Source organism: Citrobacter sp. CK188 (genome assembly GCF_030333525.1).
Lineage (GTDB): Bacteria > Pseudomonadota > Gammaproteobacteria > Enterobacterales > Enterobacteriaceae > Citrobacter_B > Citrobacter_B koseri.
In genome coordinates, this window is the sequence record NZ_JAOWFU010000034.1 from 157,756 (window position 1) to 178,814 (window position 21,059).

Below are 21,059 nucleotides of genomic sequence, written 5' to 3' on the forward strand. Positions count from 1 at the left end.
TTTTGCACACAAAAAACAACTGGCGTTAATAAACTTACGTTTTCAGAGAAGTCAGAATCAATATTATTAACGAATAAAAATATTTAGATATATTCATTACTGTTGACTTTCCTGAAACCGGAATATATGTCAGTCATAATCAAATGTCAGGTTCACCCAGGCTGTGAATGTACCAGCGCCTACGCTTTCGGGTTTTATCGCCACATATCCGGCTATAAAAGTATAGCTAGTTTCCTCGCCTACGGGCTCAGGAATGAGTGAAACACGGGAGGTACCATCAGGTAACAGAATATTACTGTTGGTGTCCATTAGACGTAATGCCACATTACTGGCACCTCCAATATTCTTGAATGCACTGATATCGACATCATCCGGGTCCCCTGATGGCACAATATTCACTTTACTGACGTTCGTGCCGCAATTTATACCAACAGAAAAAGACTTCAGACCCTGTATCGGTTTACGCTTAAAGGAATTCGCGAAGATATCATCAAACAACACCGTCTGTACCTCATTCGTAAACTTACAGGTCGATGCAGGCCATCTGCGGACAATTTTTATACTCTCTGACGCGGTTGTTGCAGCCACCGCAGCGGATAAATCCATTATGGTGATCATACCCGCGATGATATAGAACGCACCAAACATCCCTCTGACTTTCATTACAAAATTTTCCTGTTAATTCATCGACATATTCCGTCAACGCGGGCAACGGGTGAGGCGAGTAACTTTTCAGTCAAATGATAGCTGACCACACATGACTGATTCACATCTTTACTCCAGCTCACCTGAACTTCACCACTTTCAGGCATTCCAGACAGATAAACCTGCCCGTCATCGCCGACCAAACCACTTGTGCTGCCCCCTGTGACAACAGAACCAAAAGGAAGTGGTTTGCCATTACGTGTCAGCGTAAATAATATGCGATAGCCACGGCGGACATTAAAATCAACACGAACCACTGCCCCCTTTGTCGGGATTATTCTGGCTGTACCGGCATCAACAATATCCGTGTGATCGTCCAGTGATTTACTGTCAACAGAAACACGGTTTTCGCGGTAGGATGTAGTGTAGGGCTTGATGGTATAGCCTCTCCAGTCTGTTCTGACACCCGGTTCGTTCTGAATACTGACGCCCTGCACACCACCGGAGGAAATAAGCACAGCTGTTTCACCGGATGGTTGTCCGATCGTCAGCCCGTTGCGATGCAGGATTGCACCACCGGACATGCTATAACTAAACTGCTGAAAATCATTTCCGTAGCTGTATCCTATACCGGTATTACCGTATGTCCCCCTATAGGCCAGGCTGGCGTTACCAGAACCATTCCGTTGACCACTCAGGTTCTGTGATACGCTCCAGTTGAGGTTGTTTTCTTCGAGCAACGTGCCACTCAGCCCTGCCATTTGGCTGTTCCGGCCTTTCCCATCACGACTCCCGTAAAACGAAGCATATGTGTTGTTATTCCCGGAGTCAGGTGAAAGTAATCTTCCCAGTGGAAGCGAAAGAGACAGCCCTATCGTACGGTCAGTCCAGGAAGGCACAGCAGCATTCTTCTGGCGGGTATACCCGTAGTTTATTGAATAATTAACAGAACCAACCGTGCCGCTGTATCCAATCTGAACAGAATCACGGCTCTGGTTACTCTTCCAGTAAGTCTGCCTGACACCAGACAACCACACTGAGCCATAGCGCCATACTGGCTGGGATATACTGGCTTCAAAACGGGCACGTTTGCTGTTGGTCAGGTCGTAATAATCAGAGTGGGTATCCGTTACCGGCCGACCATACCGATCCAGTTCGTCATGGTCATACAGACGTCCTCTCATCTTCCTGAGTGCTGTTTCTTCCAGAGTATGGAAACCTTTTGTCGAGTACCGATATCCCGTCAGACGAAGTCGGGTGCCTGTATCATTAAATATACGTGAATATAAAAAACGCACTGACTGACCGCGATAATCCTTTCCATTTGCGAGAGTGCTGTTGGCATGTGTTATATCGACGGAAAGCGCCCCCGGCCGTCCCATATCAATACCTGCACCGGACTGAACGGCCAGGTAATCCGGTGAATACTGTGCACCACCATAAAACGTTGTACCTCCCGGGCCGCCCCACACCAGTGTTCCTTGCATAAACAATGGATCACCATACCGACTACTCATGCCACGAAAACGTGCCAGCGTCAGACCATACTTCATCCGACCTTTGCGAAGCAAAATGGGCATAGAGGTGTACGGAACGGTGAATACATTCACTTTTCCATTTGCCTCACTGACAGTGATACTGAGATCCCCACTGGCCGCCATCGGATTCAGATCATTAATCTCAAACGGTCCGGGTGGAACCGTGGCTTTATAAATGACATAACCATTCTGGCTGATGGTAACGTCAGCGTTATCGTCAGCCATCCCCCGAACAACAGGGGCAAACCCTCTCATCGAGTCAGGATACATATTGTCGTCTATTGTCAGTTGCCCCCCTCTGAAGCGAAGAGAATCAAAAATATCGCCTGATGTTGTACCTTCCCCGATTAACAACGTACTTTTAATCGAAACCAGTGGTCTTTCCACATAGGAATTTATACGCTGCCATTGCTGACGGCGACCATACCGACTTTCGTAATAAGTCCACGTATGAAAATCTCTCAGTCGCCACGCACCAACATTCAGTCCACTGTTGAGACTCAGAAAGTAGTTTTTGTCATTTTCCGAACGGGTAAAACGGTTGCTGCCGCTGAAATTGTAGTTCAGCAGAGCAGCGTTAATACCGTCATCCCAGAAAACCGGATCTATGTAACCTCTGGAAGTGTTTCGCACATACAATTGCGGGATACTGATATCGAGTCGCATCCCTGCGAAGTTAAATTTATAAAATGCACCAGAGATCTGTTTAGCCAGCAATATACAATTACTATTTTGCTGTCCATTCATATCTGGAAAAAGTTCAGTTCTGACTCCGATAATGCCTAAGTCCCCTGATGTCAGGCAGGGGAAAAGTCCTGTTTTATCTTTCACGCCTGTTTCAGACATGGAATTAGCAGGTAAAGAATTAAATTCAACTGTTTTTCGGTTGATAAATGAGCCATTTAAATAAATATCAACCTCATATGTTCCAGGCAATTGTGTCCCGTCCGCGCTGAAGTTCGATATATCCGCAATGGAACCATTACTGATATTCAGCAACTCCTTTGGGAAAATCATTTCGGCAGCAGTTTGTTTCAGGAAAAGAAAAAACGATACCGGAATAAATATTGCTATCGTTCTGAATAAATACATTACACGATTCCCTGTAAGTCAACAGCCAGTACGCAAATTATTTTATTTCGCCAGTCAATTCATTGGACATTCCACCGTGATCATTTATGACCTTATAGGTCAGTACCGAGGTATGTGTGGGTGAGGGAAATGTTTCATGCCCCATAGGAGGAACCATGACGTTCTTTGAGACTACTTTTCCGTTTACTGTTATCTTCACCATTGTTATGTAATACGGTGTCGGATTACTGACTGTAATCTCTGAACCATTGCGACTAAAATTCAGCTCAGAAGGCGCTTTTTCAACGGGCGGCAGTAGTCCGTCCGGGCGCACAAACAATTTTATTCGTATTGCTGTGGCCAGCATCAGTACATTCCGTTCTTTCACTTCATCTTTATTAACGGCTGGTATGGCTTTTACTGTCAGGCGATAAAGCGACTCTCTGTCAGTGGGCAACGTTCCTCCCAGAAACATCAGTCTCAGGGCATTTTCATCCCCTGGGTTGCTGACAAAAAGTGGAGGCGTCAGGATGAAGTCACGGTTTTTCCCACCGGAAGCATCTTCCACCCATGACTGAATCATATATCGTTCCAGCTCTGAGGTGTTGCGAACCGTAATATTGGACTGTTTCTGATTCAGAGGGTAAATAATTCGGGTCTGATTCAACACTATCCCACCAGCGTATGATAATGCTGGCATAATCATACCTGCGAACAACAGGATAGCCGTTATAAATACATTCGGTACCAACAGGAACATAATCATACTCCTTCACCTCCCTCTCTCCTCCTCTCCCAGGAGAGGGGGAAGTGAAATTTTTTTATTCGTAATTCAGAGTAAAGTTTGCAACCGCATTTGCTTCACCGGCCTGGGTTATTGCCAACGTTGAAATATAACGGGCGGAGAATGGCAGGACATTGTTACCCTCATCAAGAGGTTTTGCGCTGGATGCCTGGGAACCATTCAGTTTCAGTGGAGTGCCGTTCTCGAGGATCTGAATCCCCACACCTGTAGTGGCAAAACCAGATGTGTTCAGAGTCTCATCTTCGCCATCAGCCAGAACATCGCCGGAGAATGTTACGCTAGCCGACCCCGCGCTTTCCCCACAATTTTCCAGATCGATGGTGAAATCTTTAGGTGCAGTGGTACTGCCTGCCCCAGCAATAAATGCCGTCGTGGCTACGTCTCCAAGTTCAACAGCCTTACTACGGGAGCCGGAAGACAGTTCACAGGTTGCTTCAACGATATTGCCGGTGAACACAACCGAGCTGGTTTCCCCTTCAACGGCATGTGCAGAAGAAACCATAAATATTGCCGGGATAAAAATCGCAAATGTATTTATTTTCAAACGGTATTTCCTTTGTCCTTAGTGAATAGTAAATGTAATGTTATGCAGGCAATCATTCACCAACCGAGTAGCCCTTTCGATACATCGGTAAAAATAAAAAATTAACATTGCTAAAAGTTCTCAACATAAAAGGTTTTTATTGCAATATTAATAATGAGATACAGCCATCGCTCTGAATGCCCACTAATAAAAATTAGCCACAATTACCCTTAGTGGTTACCTCAATAGTGGCAATCGGTTTGGGGCGGAGAACATCGTTCAAATCAGATCCATTCCCTTTGTTTTTACTTTCTTTCCATCGACATTAAATAAAACGGTATTTTGGTCTGTATACTTAAATGAGAATCACTTCTCACTAGATTTGCCTGCTGAAACAAGATTTAACAGTTTGAAATATTTATTTCACAGCAATACATCGATCATTTACCCCATTTTCCTGTCATGCCCAGGATTTTATTTCTCACGAAAAGCCCTTAACTGCTATTTTAGGGTGCTGGTTCGACCAGAATAGCCCACCATAGCTAAATAGTACTTTCATCTGACATTACAGGTAAAAATCACTTTTTATAGTTAAAATCAGCGAAATCATCAGTAGGCACACCCAAAAGTCACATCATATATAGTGTTATATTTTTTTATAAAAACTGTAGAAAGTGATAAAACCGGTTAGCTGTAGCTAGCTCAGGAAGGCTCGAACAGTATGATCGAGTTCATCTACTCATCTTTTGACAGCGCATCCATTGCAGATGTGGCTGCACCAACGCCCGGCAGAGTCCCAGGTCCGCTACCGACCCGTCGATTACGGCAGTACGTCTGGTAGCCAATGACCACCTGAGTCATCGCGATATAAATCCATCTCCCGTCTCGTTTAGGCTATTATCGTTAGTATATATTGTATTCAGAATGACAACTTTCAGGATGAATATGAGTAAGTTACGCACTGCAATTATCGTGGATGATCATCCCCTCGCGCGTCTGGCTATCCGTGGAGTGCTGGAGAAACAGCGCATTACTGTAATCAACGAATATGAAGACGGGACGACTGCGCTGGAAGCGTTAACAAAAACGGCTGCGGATATTGTTGTCGTGGATGTCGAGATCCCCGGAGTGAATGGCGTCGAACTGGTAGAAAAGCTCAGAGCACGACAATTCACCGGCGTGCTGATCGTCGTGTCCGCGAAAAACGATCGTTACTACAGCAAACGTTGCGCTCAGGTGGGCGCTAACGCTTTCATCAGTAAAAAACAGGATATGGAAAACATTCTGGCCGCCATTAATGCAGCGCAAAATGGTTATAGCTATTTTCCTTTTTTCCTTGAAGCCCCCTCAGTTGCGTTAACCGATGCACAACGCCTGGAATCCCTCTCGGCACAGGAGATGAAGGTGATGGGCTATATGCTTAATGGTCTTGATAATTCACAAATTGGCGATGCAATGCATATCAGCAGCAAAACGGTCAGCACCTATAAAACGCGGTTAATGGAAAAATTAGGCTGCAAATCATTAATTGAACTGCTCTCATTTGCCCACCAAAATAAGCTGACCTGATGATGAATAAATGGCTCATATTCGTGCTCATTGTTTTATCGATTACCGGGCGTGGCGTTCATGCCCAGGATGAGCTACCCGTTGAGCTGGAGTTGTCGGGCTACAATTACATTACGCCGGTTCCTGTTTATCTGAGTGAGGATGATAAGCGCTGGCTGAAGCAGAAAAAAACGCTTAAGGTTGCGGTTTATCAACCAGAGCAATCGCCCCTCGTTCAGACCACGCTTACAGGACGTTACCGTGGGATGAATGCCGATTATCTTGCGCTGATTCAGCATTCACTCAACACCCACATCAGCGTGACGGCCTGGAAAAATCAGGAATCGGCAATTCATGCGCTGAAAGCGGGCGAAGTCGATATGGTATTGACCGGTCTGGAGAGTCGCCCTTTCACCGAAGAAGGCATTCTGTCCTCGCAGCCGCTGGTACATTCCTGGCCAAATTTAGTGACGTCGTTAGCCAATGTCATGGTTCCCTTGCAGAGTGCGCAAAGCACCCGGGTCGCTACTGTGAATCACTATCCTGATGAGGGGTTTATTCAGCAGTCATTTCCTAACGCAGAGATCATTAATTACCCCACCTATCAGGAAGCGCTCAGCTCCGTCGCGCATGGGCAAAACGCCTGGTTTGTTGGCGACTCACTGACAACCAGCACCTGGCTATCGCAGGAATTTAGCCTCGCGTTGACGACGGTGAAATACTGGCCTGAACCACAGAAAAAAAGCGCCTTTTTATTTTTGCCAACGCAGGAACGTCTGCTGACAATTGTGAATAACACGCTCAGCGCCATCGATGAAAATGTGCATGGGCAAATAGCCCAGTCAATGATCGATAAAGGCAATCTGTCCTTTCTGTTAGAGCCGCTTAACCTGACCAACCGAGAGAAACAGTGGCTGAAAAGTCATAACACACTGCGTGTCATCATTAACCCGTGGTTTGCGCCTTACACTATGGTCGACAGTAACCAGGAAACGCGGGGCGTGGTGGGGGATATCCTGAATCTGATCGGTCTGCAAACCGGTATGCAGTTTGAAACCATTGTCGTCAAATCGAACGAAGAAATGGTTTCTGAAATGAAGAAAAACAACTGGCATATTGTGCAGGCCGCAACCTACGACTTGAGCCGTGAAAACGCGCTCTCCTTTACCCATCCCTTTATTACCACCCAATTCGTCACCGTTGTCAGAAAAGAGAATACGCAGGAAACCACGCTACGGGCAGGGATGAATGTGGCGATCGGCGCCGACCACGCGTTACTGGCAAAGCTTAAAGCCCAACACCCCGGCATCCAATGGAAAGAGGTGGAAAACTCCAGCGTAGCCTTGAATCTCGTGGCGACGGGAAAGGTGGACGCAGCCATTTCAAATCAGCTGACGGCCCGCTATATGAGCGAGCATTATTATCCCGATCAGCTCGCCTGGCTCCCGATTGCCGGTGAAGCGCCGGCGGCAATCAGTTTTGCCGTTCCCCGTTCCGAACCGGAACTTCGGCAGATCCTGGACAAAGCCCTGGATGATATTCCGCAAAAAGAGATTTTCCAGATCGTCAGTAAATGGATACGCCTGCCGGACGTCAAAATTGATACCTGGGAGTTGTATAACAGACCGTTCTATCTGGTGGCGATACTGGCGACGTTGCTGGTGGTGAGCAGCTTGCTGTGGGCCGTTTACCTGTCGCGGAAAGTCCGCCAAAGGAAGCGTTCTCAACGCTTACTGGAAGCGGAACGAAACAAGGCACAGCAAGCCAATGAAGAGAAGCGGGAGTTTCTTTCCCATATGAGCCACGAGATCCGAACGCCGGTCAGTGCAATTATGGGATTTCTGGAACTCTTGCAGCTCTCCCCCGCTCGCTTCAGCCCTGAGGATAAAGCATCGGTGGATCAGGCTGCCCAGGCCTCGCGATCATTGTTAAAACTGATTGGCGAGATCCTCGATCTGGAAAAGATTGAATCAGGACTCTTAGACACCGTTCCGCAGTGGGTAAATGTTGATGCTCTGATACAAGAAAAAATGACGCTGTTTAGCGCACTGGCGGCCCAAAAAGGGATCGACCTGCGTTATGACTCGCGGCTGGACCCGCAAGAGGCGATGCATCTGGACCCCCAGTTGCTGGGGCAGGTACTCACCAACCTCATTGGCAACGCGGTTAAATTTACGCAGCAAGGGTATGTCAGGATTTCGGCGACAAAGTCCAACGCGATGCTGGCGCTCTCGGTAAGCGACTCCGGTCCGGGTATTAGCACTGAAGAACAGAACCGTTTATTCACCGCCTTTAGTCAGGGGAAAGCGGGTAAGCATCATCGCGGTTCGGGCCTGGGATTAGCGATCAGCCGGGCATTGATGACGCAAATGGGGGGAACCATCGCGCTGCAAAGCGAAATAAACCGTGGAACCACCCTGACGCTGAACCTGCCCGTGCAAACCTCGCGTGATATCACGCCAGTATCTATTGACGCGCCCCCGCCACCTCCCGTTATTCGGGGGACGCTGCGGGTATTAATCGTTGACGATCATCCCTCCAGTCGACTGCTCCTGAAACGCCAGCTTGCAACGTCAGGTATTGTTGCGGATGAAGCCGAAAACGGCGAAGAGGCCTTACGATACCTTCAGCAACAGCATTATGATTTGCTTATTACCGATCTCAATATGCCCACAATGGACGGCATTGAACTTACCCGTCAGGTACGGAAATTTAATCGCGACCTCACTATCTGGGGGTTGACCGCCTCAGCGCAAGAACATGAACGCGAACGCTGTCTTGCGGCAGGCATGAATGCCTGTATTTTCAAGCCGATTACGTTATCGCAAATCTCGCACTTCCTTTCAGGGATGTGTGAGGCAGACAATACGATGTTTGATATCGAAATGCTGGGTATGCTGGCACAAGGCAACCGGGCGCTCATGCTTACAGCGTTAAAAGATGCACAGCAGGAGAACCGCCGTGATTTAATCGCCGCCCGACAAGCGGCGCATACTGAAGATTATCTGACCGTGAAGCGCCATATTCATCGCATTAACGGGACTGCCCAACTGCTGGGCGTTAAGGCATTGATGAAGGTAGCGCAGTCGCTGGAAGATAAACTACCTGACGCCATTTCCGCCGCAGACCTTGCCACAGACCTTGATCGCATCGACGCCTTACTTGATGAATTAGATCAGGCTATCGCAACATTCATTCCATAACCTTCCTACACGCGTAGGCGGCGCCTGACAGAAAAATAAGGTGCCGCTGATGTTGTCCCGTTGTTAACCAGGTAAAATTAGCCTTGTTCTGACGGAATATATTTCGTTAATTAAACCTGGGATATTTCCTAAGAAAAATCCATTTTTACCGTCATTTCAAGTTTCAACTATCAAATGACATCAAACCATTAAACCACGCCTATCAATAGTGATAGTGTTAAATTTCATCTTTATGGCACATAAATAGTTTTTTATTTCAATAAAGACGGCAATCACTGGATCGTTGTTCTTTTGAAAGGGAACAAATAGAAGAAACGATCGTTTTTATGATTATATTCGAAATCCATTATTTTTGTGGTGTCATCTGATTTTATTTTCTGTAAATTTCACAAAGAAACATGAGGTGAATTTCTGGCGTTAAATAACCAAAGAGGGCATGCCAAAAAGGGAAGTTTTATGGATTTGTCAAACTCCGTTTTTTCTGATGATTATTTTTTTATCGTCGGTATCAGTACGCTGTTAACATCGGAGTTGATTGATGAAAATTACTACATAGTAGATGTTGAGACAACAAACCTCCTGCAGGTTAAAGAGCATTTTTTTGCAGACAGGAAGATTATTGCGTTTATAAGCAATGATCTTGACTACTATGCATTAAAACATCTACGGAGTATTACGTTTGTTGATAAGCGAAGCCGACTTAATGAAATTCTGTCCTGCCTGTTTGTCAATGATTCCCGATATATTTATCGGGTGAAGTACACGCTTTCAATGCGAGAAAGCGAGGTGCTCTCATGTATGCAAAAAGGGCTTGATGCGAATGAGATTGGTAAACAATTAGGTATGACGGTTAAGACATTTTATGCCCACCGGCGCAGTTTGGTTTTTAAACTTCAGGTCGGCAATCGTATATCTTTGTACCGAACTATCGCACGAGTAGAAAGTTATAAGCAGGACACCTGCGAACACAGTATTTCGTTAATCAGACAATGTCATTCGTCAGATCAGTATTTCACTGGAGGGAATTAGCACATTATTAATTAACATTTAAAGCATCAGTATATTATTTCTTAAATATTAACTTAACTAACTGGATCTTATATGAAAAAGATTGCACTGATTTCCGCGATTTTATCGCTCTCTGTATTTCAGGCGGCAAATGCTGCTGACGGCGTAATTAGTTTTACTGGCAGCATCACCGGTACGGCCTGTGTGGTGGATACCTCTGCGATTGCGCAGCCTGTCAACCTGGGGACTGTCGCGACAACCGCATTCTCAGGCGGTAGCGGAGCAACGGCGGCGGCGAAGCGTTTTAATATTGTGCTGAAATCCTGCCCGGCCAGCATTTCCAACGCCAGTATTCGTTTTGATGGCATCACCGACACGATTAACCCTTCTATCTTAGCGCTGAGCAATGGGCAGACAGCGTCGAATGTTGGTGTCGCGATTTATGAGCAGGACAACTCAACGCTGATCCCTGTGGGTTCCGCATCCTCCAGCGTAGCGCTGGAAGAAGATGTTGATAACACACTGACTTACTTTGCCAAATATATGGCAACCGGCGCTGTTGGCGCGGGTACGGCAAACTCTTCAACCGCGTTTACCGTTATTTACCAGTAAAAGCAGGGCCCTTCGCGGCCCTGAGTAATTCACTCAGGATCTCTTCATGTTTCAGAAAGTCTATAAAAAGATTGCCGCTGGTCTTTTGTTTATCTCCGCAACGGCAATAAGCGGTGTGGAAATAGGCGGCACCCGGCTTATTTATAACGGCAGTGGCAATCAGGCGGCAATCAGCGTTAACAATCCAGATAACAAGCCGTATTTAATTCAGTCATGGGTAAGCAAAAGTGAAAATGGCGACGACAGTGACAATGCATTCATCACCACACCGCCTTTGTTCAAATTAAATTCGCAGGCGCAGAATTCAGTACGCGTTATGTTATCAGGCGACACGCTCCCTACGGACAGAGAAAGTGTTTACTGGTTGAATATTAAAGCAATCCCTTCGTCATCACCGGATGCTAAAAATGAATTATTGATTGCGGTCAAAAGTAAAATGAAGCTGTTTTATCGTCCGGCAGGATTAAAAGGCGACCCTTCGCTTGCGTATCAGCAGCTAACGTTTTCAAGCGTGGGTGGAAAGTTAAGTGTGCATAACCCCTCGCCGTATAGCGTGTCGCTATACGACATCAAGGTGAATGGGAAACAACTAGCAAAACCTCCAATGGTTTTACCATTTCAAACGGTATCGCTACCTCAGTCGGCGGTAACGGGTGGTGAAGTATCGTGGCGTGCGATTAATGACTTCGGAGGCATTACGGCTGAACATAAATTTAAAATGTAGGTTACAAAGCCATGTTTCATGTCAATGCAGTTTCGGGTTTTGCTAAATTAACTCGGTTATCCACACTTATTTATCTGTGTACGCATACTCCTGCTGTACTGGCTGGCGATTATTTCTCTCCAGATTTTATTGAAACCCGTGGAAATATCCCGCGTGATATTGATATTTCTCGTTTTAATGAAGCTGACGGGCAGGTGCCTGGCGTCTATCACGTTGATGTCTATGTAAATGGAAATTATCTGGCATCACAGGATATTTCATTTATTGACAGTAAGAGTGGGTTAATACCGGTGTTGACTCGTGCAGATCTGGTGCAATGGGGCGTTAAGCGCAATGCACAACCTGAATGGATGCACATGGCAGATACCGCGAACGTTGAACACCTCAGCAAACTGCTTCCCGGCAGCCAGCTTATTTTCCAGTTTGACGGGATGCGCCTGGATCTCTCTGTACCGCAGGAGTATCTACAGCGCGATCCCCGGGGGTCGGTATCGCCTGAGCGGTGGGATGATGGACTGAATATGCTGTTCCTGAACTACAACTTCTCAGGCACTAACACGCATGGCAGCGGCAAGTCGAGTAACGACAGCTATTTGAACCTGCGTAGCGGTATTAACGTTGGGCCCTGGCGATTGCGCCATTACGCCACTTATAACAACAACGATGGCGCTGGTCACTGGAACACCCTTGGCACATCGCTGGAGCGTGACATTAAGGCTCTGAAAAGTCAGTTCAGCATAGGCGATGGTTATACTCAGGCCGGTGTGTTCGACAGCGTGAATTTTCGCGGCGCGCAGCTTTATTCAGATGACAGCATGATGCCGGAAAGCGTCCGTGGTTTTGCTCCCGTGGTACGCGGTATTGCACAGACCAACGCGCAGGTCACCATTCGTCAGGGTGGCAACGTTATCTGGCAATCTTATGTGCCGCCAGGCCCGTTCGCGATTGACGATCTGTACCCGACCACCGCCAGCGGCGATCTGGAAGTGGCAGTACGTGAGGCGGATGGATCGGTGCATCAGTTTATTCAGCCATTTTCCGCGGTGCCGGTGATGCAACGCGAAGGTCAGTTCAAATATGCGCTGGCAGCAGGGAAATATCGCGCGGCAAACAGCAAAGATAAAGAGCCGGAATTTCTACAGGGCACGCTGAGCTACGGTTTACCCTGGGATAGCACGATATATGGCGGCACGCTGGCATCCGCAGATTACTGGGCCGGAGCACTGGGGATCGGAAAAGGGTTCGGTGAATTCGGCTCGCTCTCTTTTGACGCCACTTTCGCCCGTACGCAACTGCCCGGCAAGACAGAAGAAGGCGTGTCGTTACGCGCGCAATACGCCAAAGACTTTGCTTCGACAGGCACCTCATTCAGTTTGATGGGCTATCGCTATTCCTCATCAGGTTTTCGTGATTTCCAGGAAGCGAACGGGGACGTGAATACCTTTCGAATGGGGAGCGACACAATACGTGAAGGCAACAGCTGGCGCTATGAACGGAACAAACGCAGCAAGGCACAGGTGACGCTGAACCAGCGACTTGGCGACTGGGGAAATATAAACCTCTCCGCCTGGCAACAGGATTACTGGGGCGGCGACACCGAGCGCAGCGTTAACGTGGGTTACAACACCAGCATAAACAATATCAACTACGGCCTGAACTACAGCTATTCACGCGGCCCCTGGCACAATGAAAACGATCATATCGTCTCTCTGACGATGCAGATTCCGCTCTCACGTTTCCTGCCAGACAGCTGGATGACGGTATCCGGGAACAGCAACAAAAAAGGCGATACGACTTCGCAGGTGGGGTTATCCGGTTCAGCGCTGGAAGATAAAAACCTGAGCTGGAACGTACAGCAGGGCTACAACAGCAAAGGCTCGGATGCGATGGGAAGCGCTTCCGTCAATTACAAAGGCCGTCATGGCGAGTATCAGCTTGGTTACAACTACTCTCGCGATAACCGCCAGATGTCGGTTGGGGCGATGGGCGGCATTGTGGTTCACCCTTACGGCGTCTCGGCCACGCAGCCTCTTGGCGAAACTATGGCACTGGTGAAAGCGGACAACGCGGCGGATGTGAAAGTGGCGAATAACAGCGGGATTTACACCGACAGCAGAGGTTTTGCCGTGGTGCCGTATGTCACGCCGTATCGGCAGAACAGTCTGTCATTGGATACCGCATCGCTGAACCCGCATACCGATGTGCTGAATGACACCTACACCGTTGTACCGACCAAAGGCGCGCTGGCGCTGGCTGATTACCCTACCGTCACCGGTTATAAGGTCATGCTTCAGTTCACCGGGAAAGAGATTCCGTTTGGCGCGACGACCCGTATTAAAAATCACGACAACATTCCAGAAGGAATGGTTGACGATCGCAAACGCGTCTGGCTCAACGGCGTACCGGAAAAAGGAAGCGTGATCGTTAACTGGGCCGAGGGAAGTTGTCAGGCAACGTATCAGATAACGCAGATCGCTGACAAACCGCAAACAGTCATTGCGCAATGCCACTGATCTGGAGAGAAAGAAAAATGTATCGAATTTTAATCAGCTTAATTTTTACCTCGCTGGGATTATTTTCACACACCGCCCTGGCGTGGAACTGCACTACGGTTACGTCAACAACAACGATCTCACCGCAGAATGTAACTATCTCGCGGGATCTCCCTGTAGGCTCAATAATAGGAACACAGGTTATTACACCGACAATTAATGCCTTTAACTGTTGGGACTCCGCTGAGGGCGTTATATCCAGGCAGATTTTTGGTATCAGAGCCATTGGCACATTCGATTCGTCACTCAACGGGCGTCAGATATATAAAACGAACATTAGCGGCGTGGGGTATTCCCTGTCCGCCGCAACGACAAAATGTGCCGCAGGCATCGTGACCGTTACGGGAAGCAATACCATACGGGGAGACATAAATACCGCTAAGCTCTGTGAAAATATGGCGGGGATGGTGAACAGCAATTTGGATGGCGTGGTTATCGTGACGTTTTATAAGACGGCAGCCGAAACCGGGTCTGGAACCATAACGGCAAGAACCGTGGGATCGTTGGTTATGTTAAATAACGCGCTGCTGTGGCATTCACCCGAATCTTCCGTCAATATCAACGCGTTCACGGTTACCACGCCAGCCTGTAATCTACAAACGACGTTTATCCCCGTGAATATGCAGGACGTGGATAAACAAGCCTTTAATGGCAAAGGCACCACACCGGGAGACGCACACACGCAGTCTTTCGATCTGCCGATGGTTTGTAATGCCGGAACAAAGGTCAGCGTTAAGATGGAAGGCGATATTTTTGATGCGAGCAAAGGCGTGCTGAAAACCATTGGCGGAAATAATGCCGCCACGGGCGTGGGAATCCAATTACTTTATAACAATCAGCCGATGGCGCTGGGTTCTGATGTCGCCGTTGGCACTTCATCCTCCGGCGGCGGATTCACGGTGCCGCTGAAAGCGCGTTATTACCAGACCGGAGACACCATCACGACCGGTGCAGCGAATGGCGTTTTGTCATTTACCATGACATACCAATAAGACAGTGAGGGGGCGGCAAGACCGAAGCTGAACCACGTCCCCTCGCCATTTATTTTACCGGTTTTCCGTGGCGGTCGCCGGATTACGCAATTGCCCTATCAGCCGCTGCATGTTGTCCTCACAGGAAATCCCGTCAGGCCGGTTTGCAATACTGGCGATCAGACTCAGCAACTCGCTCTTGCTCTCTTCAAGCTGCTTCTGCATGAGTTCGATCTCCGCGATACGCTTCTCCAGGGATTGTATCAGCCCCTCGTGATCCCACTTTTTCTGCTCCTGCGGTAAAAAGCAGCGGATCTGCTCAAGTGAAAAACCGGCACGCTGAGCGTTATCAATAATCTTCAGCAGATTCGCCACCTCCGCCGAATAATTACGATACCCGTTGCTCTGACGCTGAGGAGGACTGATCAGCCCTTCTGCTTCGTAAAACCGAATACGGGAGGGCGTAAGCCCCGTTACTTTTGCCAGTTCACCAATCTTCATACCGTTTACAGACCTCTCTTGACCTTAAAGTTAACTTTAAACTTATACTCTCTAAACGGTCAACAGAAGATCGTTGCCGGACGAGCGCGCAGACCCTGACGTTTCTCCTTTTTTCGGGAGCCAACGTCCTGGCGCTACGCGCAAGACAAGTCTCTCCCTTTAACAACTTACTGAACCGGAGAAACGATATGGGTTACGTAACAACCAGCGATGGCGTTGACATTTTCTATAAGGACTGGGGGCCGAAAGAGGGAAAAGTGATCTTCTTCCACCACGGCTGGCCGCTCTCCAGCGACGACTGGGATGCTCAGATGCTGTTTTTCGTGGACAAGGGGTTCAGGGTCGTCGCGCACGACAGGCGTGGTCATGGACGTTCCAGCCAGGTGTGGGACGGTCATGACATGGATCATTATGCCGATGACGTTGCCGCAGTCGTTAAGCATTTAGGCGTCCAGGGCGCAATGCACGTCGGGCATTCAACCGGCGGTGGCGAGGTCGTGCGCTATATCGTGCGTCACGGCGAAGATAACGTCTCCAGGGCCGTGCTGATCAGCGCAGTTCCGCCATTGATGGTAAAAACCGACAGCAATCCGCAGGGTACGCCCCGGTCGGTGTTTGACGACTTCCAGGCGCAGCTGGCCGCCAGTCGGGCGCAATTCTATTACGATATCCCTGCGGGTCCCTTCTATGGCTACAACCGTCCGGGTTCCAGTCCGTCTGAGGCGGTCATCTGGAACTGGTGGCGTCAGGGAATGATGGGGGGAGCCAAAGCGCACTACGACGGTATCGTCGCGTTCTCGCAGACGGATTTCACGGAAGATCTCAAGCGTATCACTATCCCGGTTCTGGTTATCCACGGCGATGACGATCAGGTCGTTCCCTACCATGATTCCGGCGTACTTTCAGCCGGGCTGCTCAAAAACGGTACGCTGAATACGTACAAGGGAGCCCCGCACGGCATCCCCACCACGCATGCAGATCGGGTTAACGCCGACCTGCTGGCCTTTGTGAATAGCTGATGCACCGACCACGACGGATGGGCTGGCAAGTCAATTAGCAAAAAAAGGGGTCGCGGGCGGCTGCATTCCAGTTTAAAACATACGAACCTATGTTGAGGAGTCTGACCATGCTGGATCACCGCCCGAACTCACAGGATGATCGCCTGCGGCAGGACACCGCATCGTTGCGCCACGAAATTACCGCAAAAGTCAGAACATATACCGAACATCAGGAACGGGTCGTCTACCCGTTCCCCGGTCTGAGCGTTGCTGAACTCCACGGCCCAATGCCGCCGCTTTCTTATATTTACCAGCCCAGCGTGTCGCTGATCCTCCAGGGAGAAAAGCGCGTCACGTTAGGCGATACGGCCTATGTGTACAACGAATCCCGTTTTCTTCTGACGGCGGTCAATCTGCCAACCGTCGCCGAAGTGATGCAGGCCAGCGCCGAGCGTCCTTTTATATCGCTGTTGCTGGAACTGGATTTATCTGTTGCGCGTGAAGTATTGGTTGATATGGAACAGCACGGCAATGACGTGGGATTCGCAGGCGAAGGACTCTCGCTCAGCCATGCCGACCGTTTTTTGTTTGACGCCATACTGCGCTACATCACGCTCGCAGAACGCCCGCAGGATAAAGGGTATATCGGCAACCTGATTCAGCGGGAAATTCTGTATCGCATTTTAACCAGCCCGGCAGGTATGACGCTGCGGGAAACCGTACTGACAGGATCGAGCAGCCAGAGGATATCTTCCGCAATCAACTGGTTACGCACGCACTATTCCCAACCATTAAAAATGGAGGATCTGGCCGGGATTGCAGGAATGGGCGTTTCGACGCTGCATCACCACTTTCGTCGCATGACCAACATGAGCCCGTTGCAGTATCAGAAGCAATTACGGCTCCATGAAGCCAGACGCCTGTTGTTGTCAGATAATGTGGATGCCTCGACAGCGGCCATCAGAGTGGGTTATGAAAGCGTCAGTCAGTTTCACAGGGAGTACAAACGCCTGTTCGGCATCACGCCAATCGGCGATAAAGTGCAGTCGCTGAAAGGCGCAGAACGCGTCCGGGAAGCGGGAACGTTGACCGGGATACCGCGCTGATACACGCATATCGGACCGCAAAACAGTCGATCCGATATGCGTTGCTTACCGTCAGTTCGACAGTGAAGCCATATCAATCACAAAGCGGTATTTCACATCACCCCGCTCCATACGCTCAAAAGCCTGGTTAATCTGCTGGATATCGATGATCTCACACTCCGGGTACACACCTTTACGGGCGCAGAAATCCAGCATCTCCTGCGTTTGTGCAATCCCGCCAGACGGTGAACCCGTGATGCGACGACGCCCCAGAATCAGCGGCAAGGTGCTGAACCCTTCCATATTCCCCAGATTACCGACAATAACCAGCGCCCCTTCCACATCAAGTAGCTGAACGTAGGGTGAAACATCATGGCGCGTCGGGATGGTGTCAATAATCACATCAAAAGAGGACGCCGCGTTATTCATCGCCTCTGCGGAAGTCGAGAGCAGAACGTGTTCGGCGCCCAGCTCATGCGCCTCTTTCGCTTTTGACTCACTGCGGGTGATAACCGTCACCTCTGCGCCCAAAGCGGCCGCCAGACGAACCGCAAGGTGCCCCAGGCCACCGATGCCAATCACCCCAACGCGCGAGCCGGGGCCAACGTTCCAGGTCCGCAGCGGCGAGTAAACGGTGATGCCCGCGCAGAGCAACGGCGCCGCTCTGGCCGGATCAAGGCCTTCCGGCAGATTCAGGACAAACTCCTCGCGAACCACGATATGTTTTGAGTAACCGCCGTAAGTGACGTCTCCTGAGATGCGGTCACGCCCGTTATAGGTCACCGTCGGAAACTCACGGCACATTTGCTCTTCGTGCCTGCGGCACTGATCGCACTCCTGACAGCTATCGACAAGGGTTCCGACCGCCACCTGTTGCCCGACCTGATAACGCGTCACTTTACTGCCGACATCAATCACCCGGCCAATAATTTCGTGTCCGGGAATACAGGGGTAAATCGTCGCGCCCCACTCTTTCCAGTCGTCACGGGTTTGATGCAGATCGCTGTGACAGACGCCTGACCACAGGATCTCAATCGCCACATCATTGGCACGCAATGCGCGTCGTTCAAACGTAAAAGGGGCCAGTGGCGTAGTCGCGTTTAATGCAGCATAACCGATGGTTTTCATAGCAGCTCCAGTTGTTTGTTTTCCACCTGAAACTGTAGCGGTTTGATGAATGGCAGAGTGAGCCTAATCCTGCCGGATGATTGCCTGATACTCCCGACAGAACGTCTGTCACGCATCCCCAGGCATTGAATGGCCAGGGCGGACGCTGGCGCATCACGCCCAAGGCTCTTTTTCAGAAGAGGCTATTCCCCTTTTTCCACAATTAACGGCTCGATATCGCTCTCTTTTTTGATAACCAGCGAATCATCGCCACGCAGACACGTACCGCCATAGTTGCCGCCAACGGTGAAAGTGCAGACCTGAATATACTTCCCGGCCACGTTTGGCAGGCACCACAACTGCTGGTAAATGTTTTTCTGCGCGGCAAATTTCCCACTGGTTTTATCGAGTAACTCTTCCTGATGGCTCACCAGATCGATATTGCTGCCGCAGCGCCCGGCGATCGGTTTCACCGCATAACCGGTGCGCGCCAGTTCGTCATTAACCGTGAAATCGGTATCCAGCAAATAGCGGTGATGCGGGAAGAGCGACCACAGGATAGGCAAAATAGCCTTATTGCCGGGGATCACCGTCCACAGCGGTTCAAACACCAGCACTTCCGGTCGCAATAGCACATCAATCAACCGCACTTCATTTTCAGGATGGCCGGTACGAATCGGCACGGCGGCGTATTCCGTCTCGCTGACTTCACGCACCTGTTCAATTGCGGTTTCCCACGCCCAGGTTTTCCAGACGCAGTTCACCAGGCGGCCATCGCCGTCAATCAGCTGACCGGCATCGTCCCAACGCAGCGCATCCAGTCCCCGGAGAATTTTGCTTTCAAACCCGGCCTGGCGCAGCGCCTGTTGCATAAACTGGGCGTGATAGTTCTCCTCAATGTCCTTATCCTGCATGATGTGGACGAAAGGACGCGCGAGGCTGTGTTTCCATGCGCCCGCCAGTTCGTTGATCAACCCTTCCGCCGGATTATGCCCCTTCCCGGTGTAGCCCTTTTCGGCCCAGCGTTCGAGGATCAGCCCCGCTTCGGTATGGCATGATGCGGAATCGGCGTTGTACTCGTACACCTTCAGGCCGCGTTCATCCATACAGAAATCCATACGACCGGTGATCATATGGTGGCGACGACGCTGCCAGGAGAGGCGCAAACGCGGCCAGAGGATTTTCGGAATGTCGAACAGCGCCAGCAGGTTATCGTCTTTCAGCACCTTGTCAGTGGCATGCAGGTACATCAGATGCAGCTCGTTGGTGGCTTTAATCAGCTCCTGCTCGGCGCTTTCCGTAATGGTGAAATACTGATGCGGGTCCTGATTAATCACATGCCCGTTCGCCAGCACATAGGCTTTTTGCAGCGGGTCCCGCTCATCCAGCCATTTGCCGTCAAACTGCCCTTTCTCTTCCAGCCGCGCGCCACGAATCTTCAGTGAATCGTTGGCGATGTCTGGTTGAGGCAGGCTGTACTGCGTGTCCTCGGTCTGAATCATCCAGCCCAGGATCGTGGTGTCGTCAAAGGTATCGCGCAGGGTATAGCAGCCATTTTCCACCACCATATCCAGCTCGCGGGTCCACTGTTGCCCTGGGGGCAGCGGCGTGTGGATCACATTCTGTTCGGCGATACGGATCTTGTTGTCCAGCAACTGGGTAATGATCGCCACATGGCCGGTATCTTTAAACTCGCCGCCGTTTTGCCAGATAAGCAGCGCGCCAGCGACCGGCGCGCGGGGCGAACCATTGGGGAACGCCTGTAACGGCAGGATGTTGTCGTTCACCACTTCGCGCAGGAAACGCAGCGAGAAGATCTCCCACGCCATGCCGACATCCGTGAACACAACCCCATAATTGAGAAAGAGAAAGCGGCGGGCGAACTCAACGCACTGCCATTTATGGCCCATATACTCGTTGCCGATGTAGCTGCGAAACGCGGCATCATCGCTGTATTCCCGTGGGTCGAGGGAGCTGTAATCTGAAGAGTAGATTGCTACGCCACCGGGGGCGTAGCCCAATAATGTCCCGAATGGGGCATCCTGACGGGTCGTTCCTTTGCTCATGCACCTTACCTCAAAACAATACAGCCTGAGCAGTATGGCGTGAATTTTTCGCTCTGCTTGCCTGCTCAATAACACTAACCGGACAGAGGTCGATTCATCATA

General features: G+C 49.8%; 16 protein-coding genes. 9 read left to right on the forward strand and 7 right to left on the reverse strand.

All coding sequences use genetic code 11. From position 1 onward, the window contains the following. Positions 1 to 129: 129 nt before the first annotated feature. From OGV67_RS14435 to OGV67_RS14450, 4 genes are all read right to left on the reverse strand, one after another. Positions 130 to 663, reverse strand: coding sequence for a fimbrial protein (locus OGV67_RS14435; RefSeq protein ID WP_101744072.1), 534 nt, complete (start codon positions 661 to 663; stop codon positions 130 to 132). Between the two features lie 20 nt (positions 664 to 683). Continuing rightward, a complete protein-coding gene (locus tag OGV67_RS14440) occupies positions 684 to 3,275 on the reverse strand; it encodes a fimbria/pilus outer membrane usher protein (RefSeq protein ID WP_115614418.1) in 2,592 nt (863 codons plus the stop codon). A gap of 37 nt (positions 3,276 to 3,312) precedes the next feature. Further along, positions 3,313 to 4,014 (reverse strand): fimbria/pilus periplasmic chaperone, encoded by a 702-nt coding sequence (locus OGV67_RS14445; protein ID WP_161800003.1) that lies wholly within the window; start codon positions 4,012 to 4,014, stop codon positions 3,313 to 3,315. A gap of 61 nt (positions 4,015 to 4,075) precedes the next feature. After that, positions 4,076 to 4,603, reverse strand: a complete 528-nt coding sequence (locus tag OGV67_RS14450) for a fimbrial protein (RefSeq protein WP_012135104.1) — start codon at positions 4,601 to 4,603, stop codon at positions 4,076 to 4,078. Between the two features lie 924 nt (positions 4,604 to 5,527). Between OGV67_RS14450 and evgA the strand changes: the two genes are divergently transcribed. The 7 genes from evgA to OGV67_RS14485 all read left to right on the forward strand — a co-directional run bounded on the left by evgA (position 5,528) and on the right by OGV67_RS14485 (position 15,221). Next, the gene (evgA, locus tag OGV67_RS14455) at positions 5,528 to 6,151 is read left to right on the forward strand and encodes an acid-sensing system DNA-binding response regulator EvgA (protein ID WP_369701093.1); all 624 of its coding nucleotides are present in this window, start codon (positions 5,528 to 5,530) and stop codon (positions 6,149 to 6,151) included. Positions 6,152 to 6,174: 23 nt separating this feature from the next. Then, positions 6,175 to 9,333, forward strand: a complete 3,159-nt coding sequence (locus OGV67_RS14460; RefSeq protein ID WP_286465680.1) for a response regulator — start codon at positions 6,175 to 6,177, stop codon at positions 9,331 to 9,333. 456 nt (positions 9,334 to 9,789) lie between these two features. Next, the gene (locus OGV67_RS14465) at positions 9,790 to 10,362 is read left to right on the forward strand and encodes a helix-turn-helix transcriptional regulator (RefSeq protein WP_200003475.1); all 573 of its coding nucleotides are present in this window, start codon (positions 9,790 to 9,792) and stop codon (positions 10,360 to 10,362) included. 72 nt (positions 10,363 to 10,434) lie between these two features. Further along, positions 10,435 to 10,953: a fimbrial protein gene (locus OGV67_RS14470; protein ID WP_012135109.1), complete on the forward strand. Its 519-nt coding sequence runs from the start codon at positions 10,435 to 10,437 to the stop codon at positions 10,951 to 10,953. A 46-nt stretch (positions 10,954 to 10,999) separates the two neighbouring features. Further along, on the forward strand, positions 11,000 to 11,677 hold the full coding sequence (locus OGV67_RS14475) for a fimbrial biogenesis chaperone (protein ID WP_115614417.1): 678 nt from the start codon (positions 11,000 to 11,002) through the stop codon (positions 11,675 to 11,677). 11 nt (positions 11,678 to 11,688) lie between these two features. After that, positions 11,689 to 14,190, forward strand: coding sequence for a fimbria/pilus outer membrane usher protein (locus OGV67_RS14480; protein ID WP_286465681.1), 2,502 nt, complete (start codon positions 11,689 to 11,691; stop codon positions 14,188 to 14,190). After that, positions 14,181 to 15,221 carry a fimbrial protein gene (locus tag OGV67_RS14485; protein WP_223849107.1) on the forward strand — a complete coding sequence of 347 codons (1,041 nt, stop codon included), beginning with the start codon at positions 14,181 to 14,183 and terminating at the stop codon, positions 15,219 to 15,221. Before OGV67_RS14480 ends, OGV67_RS14485 begins: the two co-directional genes overlap by 10 nt. A 54-nt stretch (positions 15,222 to 15,275) precedes the next feature. On the opposite strand, the gene OGV67_RS14490 is transcribed toward OGV67_RS14485, so the two are convergent. Further along, on the reverse strand, positions 15,276 to 15,701 hold the full coding sequence (locus OGV67_RS14490) for a MerR family transcriptional regulator (RefSeq protein ID WP_058668106.1): 426 nt from the start codon (positions 15,699 to 15,701) through the stop codon (positions 15,276 to 15,278). A 188-nt stretch (positions 15,702 to 15,889) separates the two neighbouring features. Here OGV67_RS14490 and OGV67_RS14495 point away from each other — a divergent pair, with 188 nt between their 5' ends. Further along, on the forward strand, positions 15,890 to 16,720 hold the full coding sequence (locus tag OGV67_RS14495; protein WP_012135114.1) for an alpha/beta fold hydrolase: 831 nt from the start codon (positions 15,890 to 15,892) through the stop codon (positions 16,718 to 16,720). Between the two features lie 107 nt (positions 16,721 to 16,827). Further along, entirely contained in the window at positions 16,828 to 17,805 is a 978-nt protein-coding gene (locus OGV67_RS14500) for an AraC family transcriptional regulator (protein WP_223849108.1), read from the forward strand. A gap of 51 nt (positions 17,806 to 17,856) precedes the next feature. On the opposite strand, the gene OGV67_RS14505 is transcribed toward OGV67_RS14500, so the two are convergent. Next, positions 17,857 to 18,912 (reverse strand): NAD(P)-dependent alcohol dehydrogenase, encoded by a 1,056-nt coding sequence (locus OGV67_RS14505; protein WP_012135116.1) that lies wholly within the window; start codon positions 18,910 to 18,912, stop codon positions 17,857 to 17,859. Between the two features lie 182 nt (positions 18,913 to 19,094). Next, the gene (gss, locus tag OGV67_RS14510) at positions 19,095 to 20,957 is read right to left on the reverse strand and encodes a bifunctional glutathionylspermidine amidase/synthase (RefSeq protein WP_012135118.1); all 1,863 of its coding nucleotides are present in this window, start codon (positions 20,955 to 20,957) and stop codon (positions 19,095 to 19,097) included. Between the last annotated feature and the right edge of the window lie 102 nt (positions 20,958 to 21,059).

Coding starts and splice junctions, on each gene's coding strand:
- gss (WP_012135118.1), bottom strand. CDS start 20,957: ATGAGCAAAGGAACGACCCGTCAGGATGCCCCATTCGGGACATTATTG.
- OGV67_RS14505 (WP_012135116.1), bottom strand. CDS start 18,912: ATGAAAACCATCGGTTATGCTGCATTAAACGCGACTACGCCACTGGCC.
- OGV67_RS14470 (WP_012135109.1), top strand. CDS start 10,435: ATGAAAAAGATTGCACTGATTTCCGCGATTTTATCGCTCTCTGTATTT.
- OGV67_RS14490 (WP_058668106.1), bottom strand. CDS start 15,701: ATGAAGATTGGTGAACTGGCAAAAGTAACGGGGCTTACGCCCTCCCGT.
- OGV67_RS14465 (WP_200003475.1), top strand. CDS start 9,790: ATGGATTTGTCAAACTCCGTTTTTTCTGATGATTATTTTTTTATCGTC.
- OGV67_RS14440 (WP_115614418.1), bottom strand. CDS start 3,275: ATGTATTTATTCAGAACGATAGCAATATTTATTCCGGTATCGTTTTTT.
- OGV67_RS14445 (WP_161800003.1), bottom strand. CDS start 4,014: ATGTTCCTGTTGGTACCGAATGTATTTATAACGGCTATCCTGTTGTTC.
- OGV67_RS14485 (WP_223849107.1), top strand. CDS start 14,181: ATGCCACTGATCTGGAGAGAAAGAAAAATGTATCGAATTTTAATCAGC.
- OGV67_RS14500 (WP_223849108.1), top strand. CDS start 16,828: ATGCTGGATCACCGCCCGAACTCACAGGATGATCGCCTGCGGCAGGAC.
- OGV67_RS14475 (WP_115614417.1), top strand. CDS start 11,000: ATGTTTCAGAAAGTCTATAAAAAGATTGCCGCTGGTCTTTTGTTTATC.
- evgA (WP_369701093.1), top strand. CDS start 5,528: ATGAGTAAGTTACGCACTGCAATTATCGTGGATGATCATCCCCTCGCG.
- OGV67_RS14435 (WP_101744072.1), bottom strand. CDS start 663: ATGAAAGTCAGAGGGATGTTTGGTGCGTTCTATATCATCGCGGGTATG.
- OGV67_RS14480 (WP_286465681.1), top strand. CDS start 11,689: ATGTTTCATGTCAATGCAGTTTCGGGTTTTGCTAAATTAACTCGGTTA.
- OGV67_RS14495 (WP_012135114.1), top strand. CDS start 15,890: ATGGGTTACGTAACAACCAGCGATGGCGTTGACATTTTCTATAAGGAC.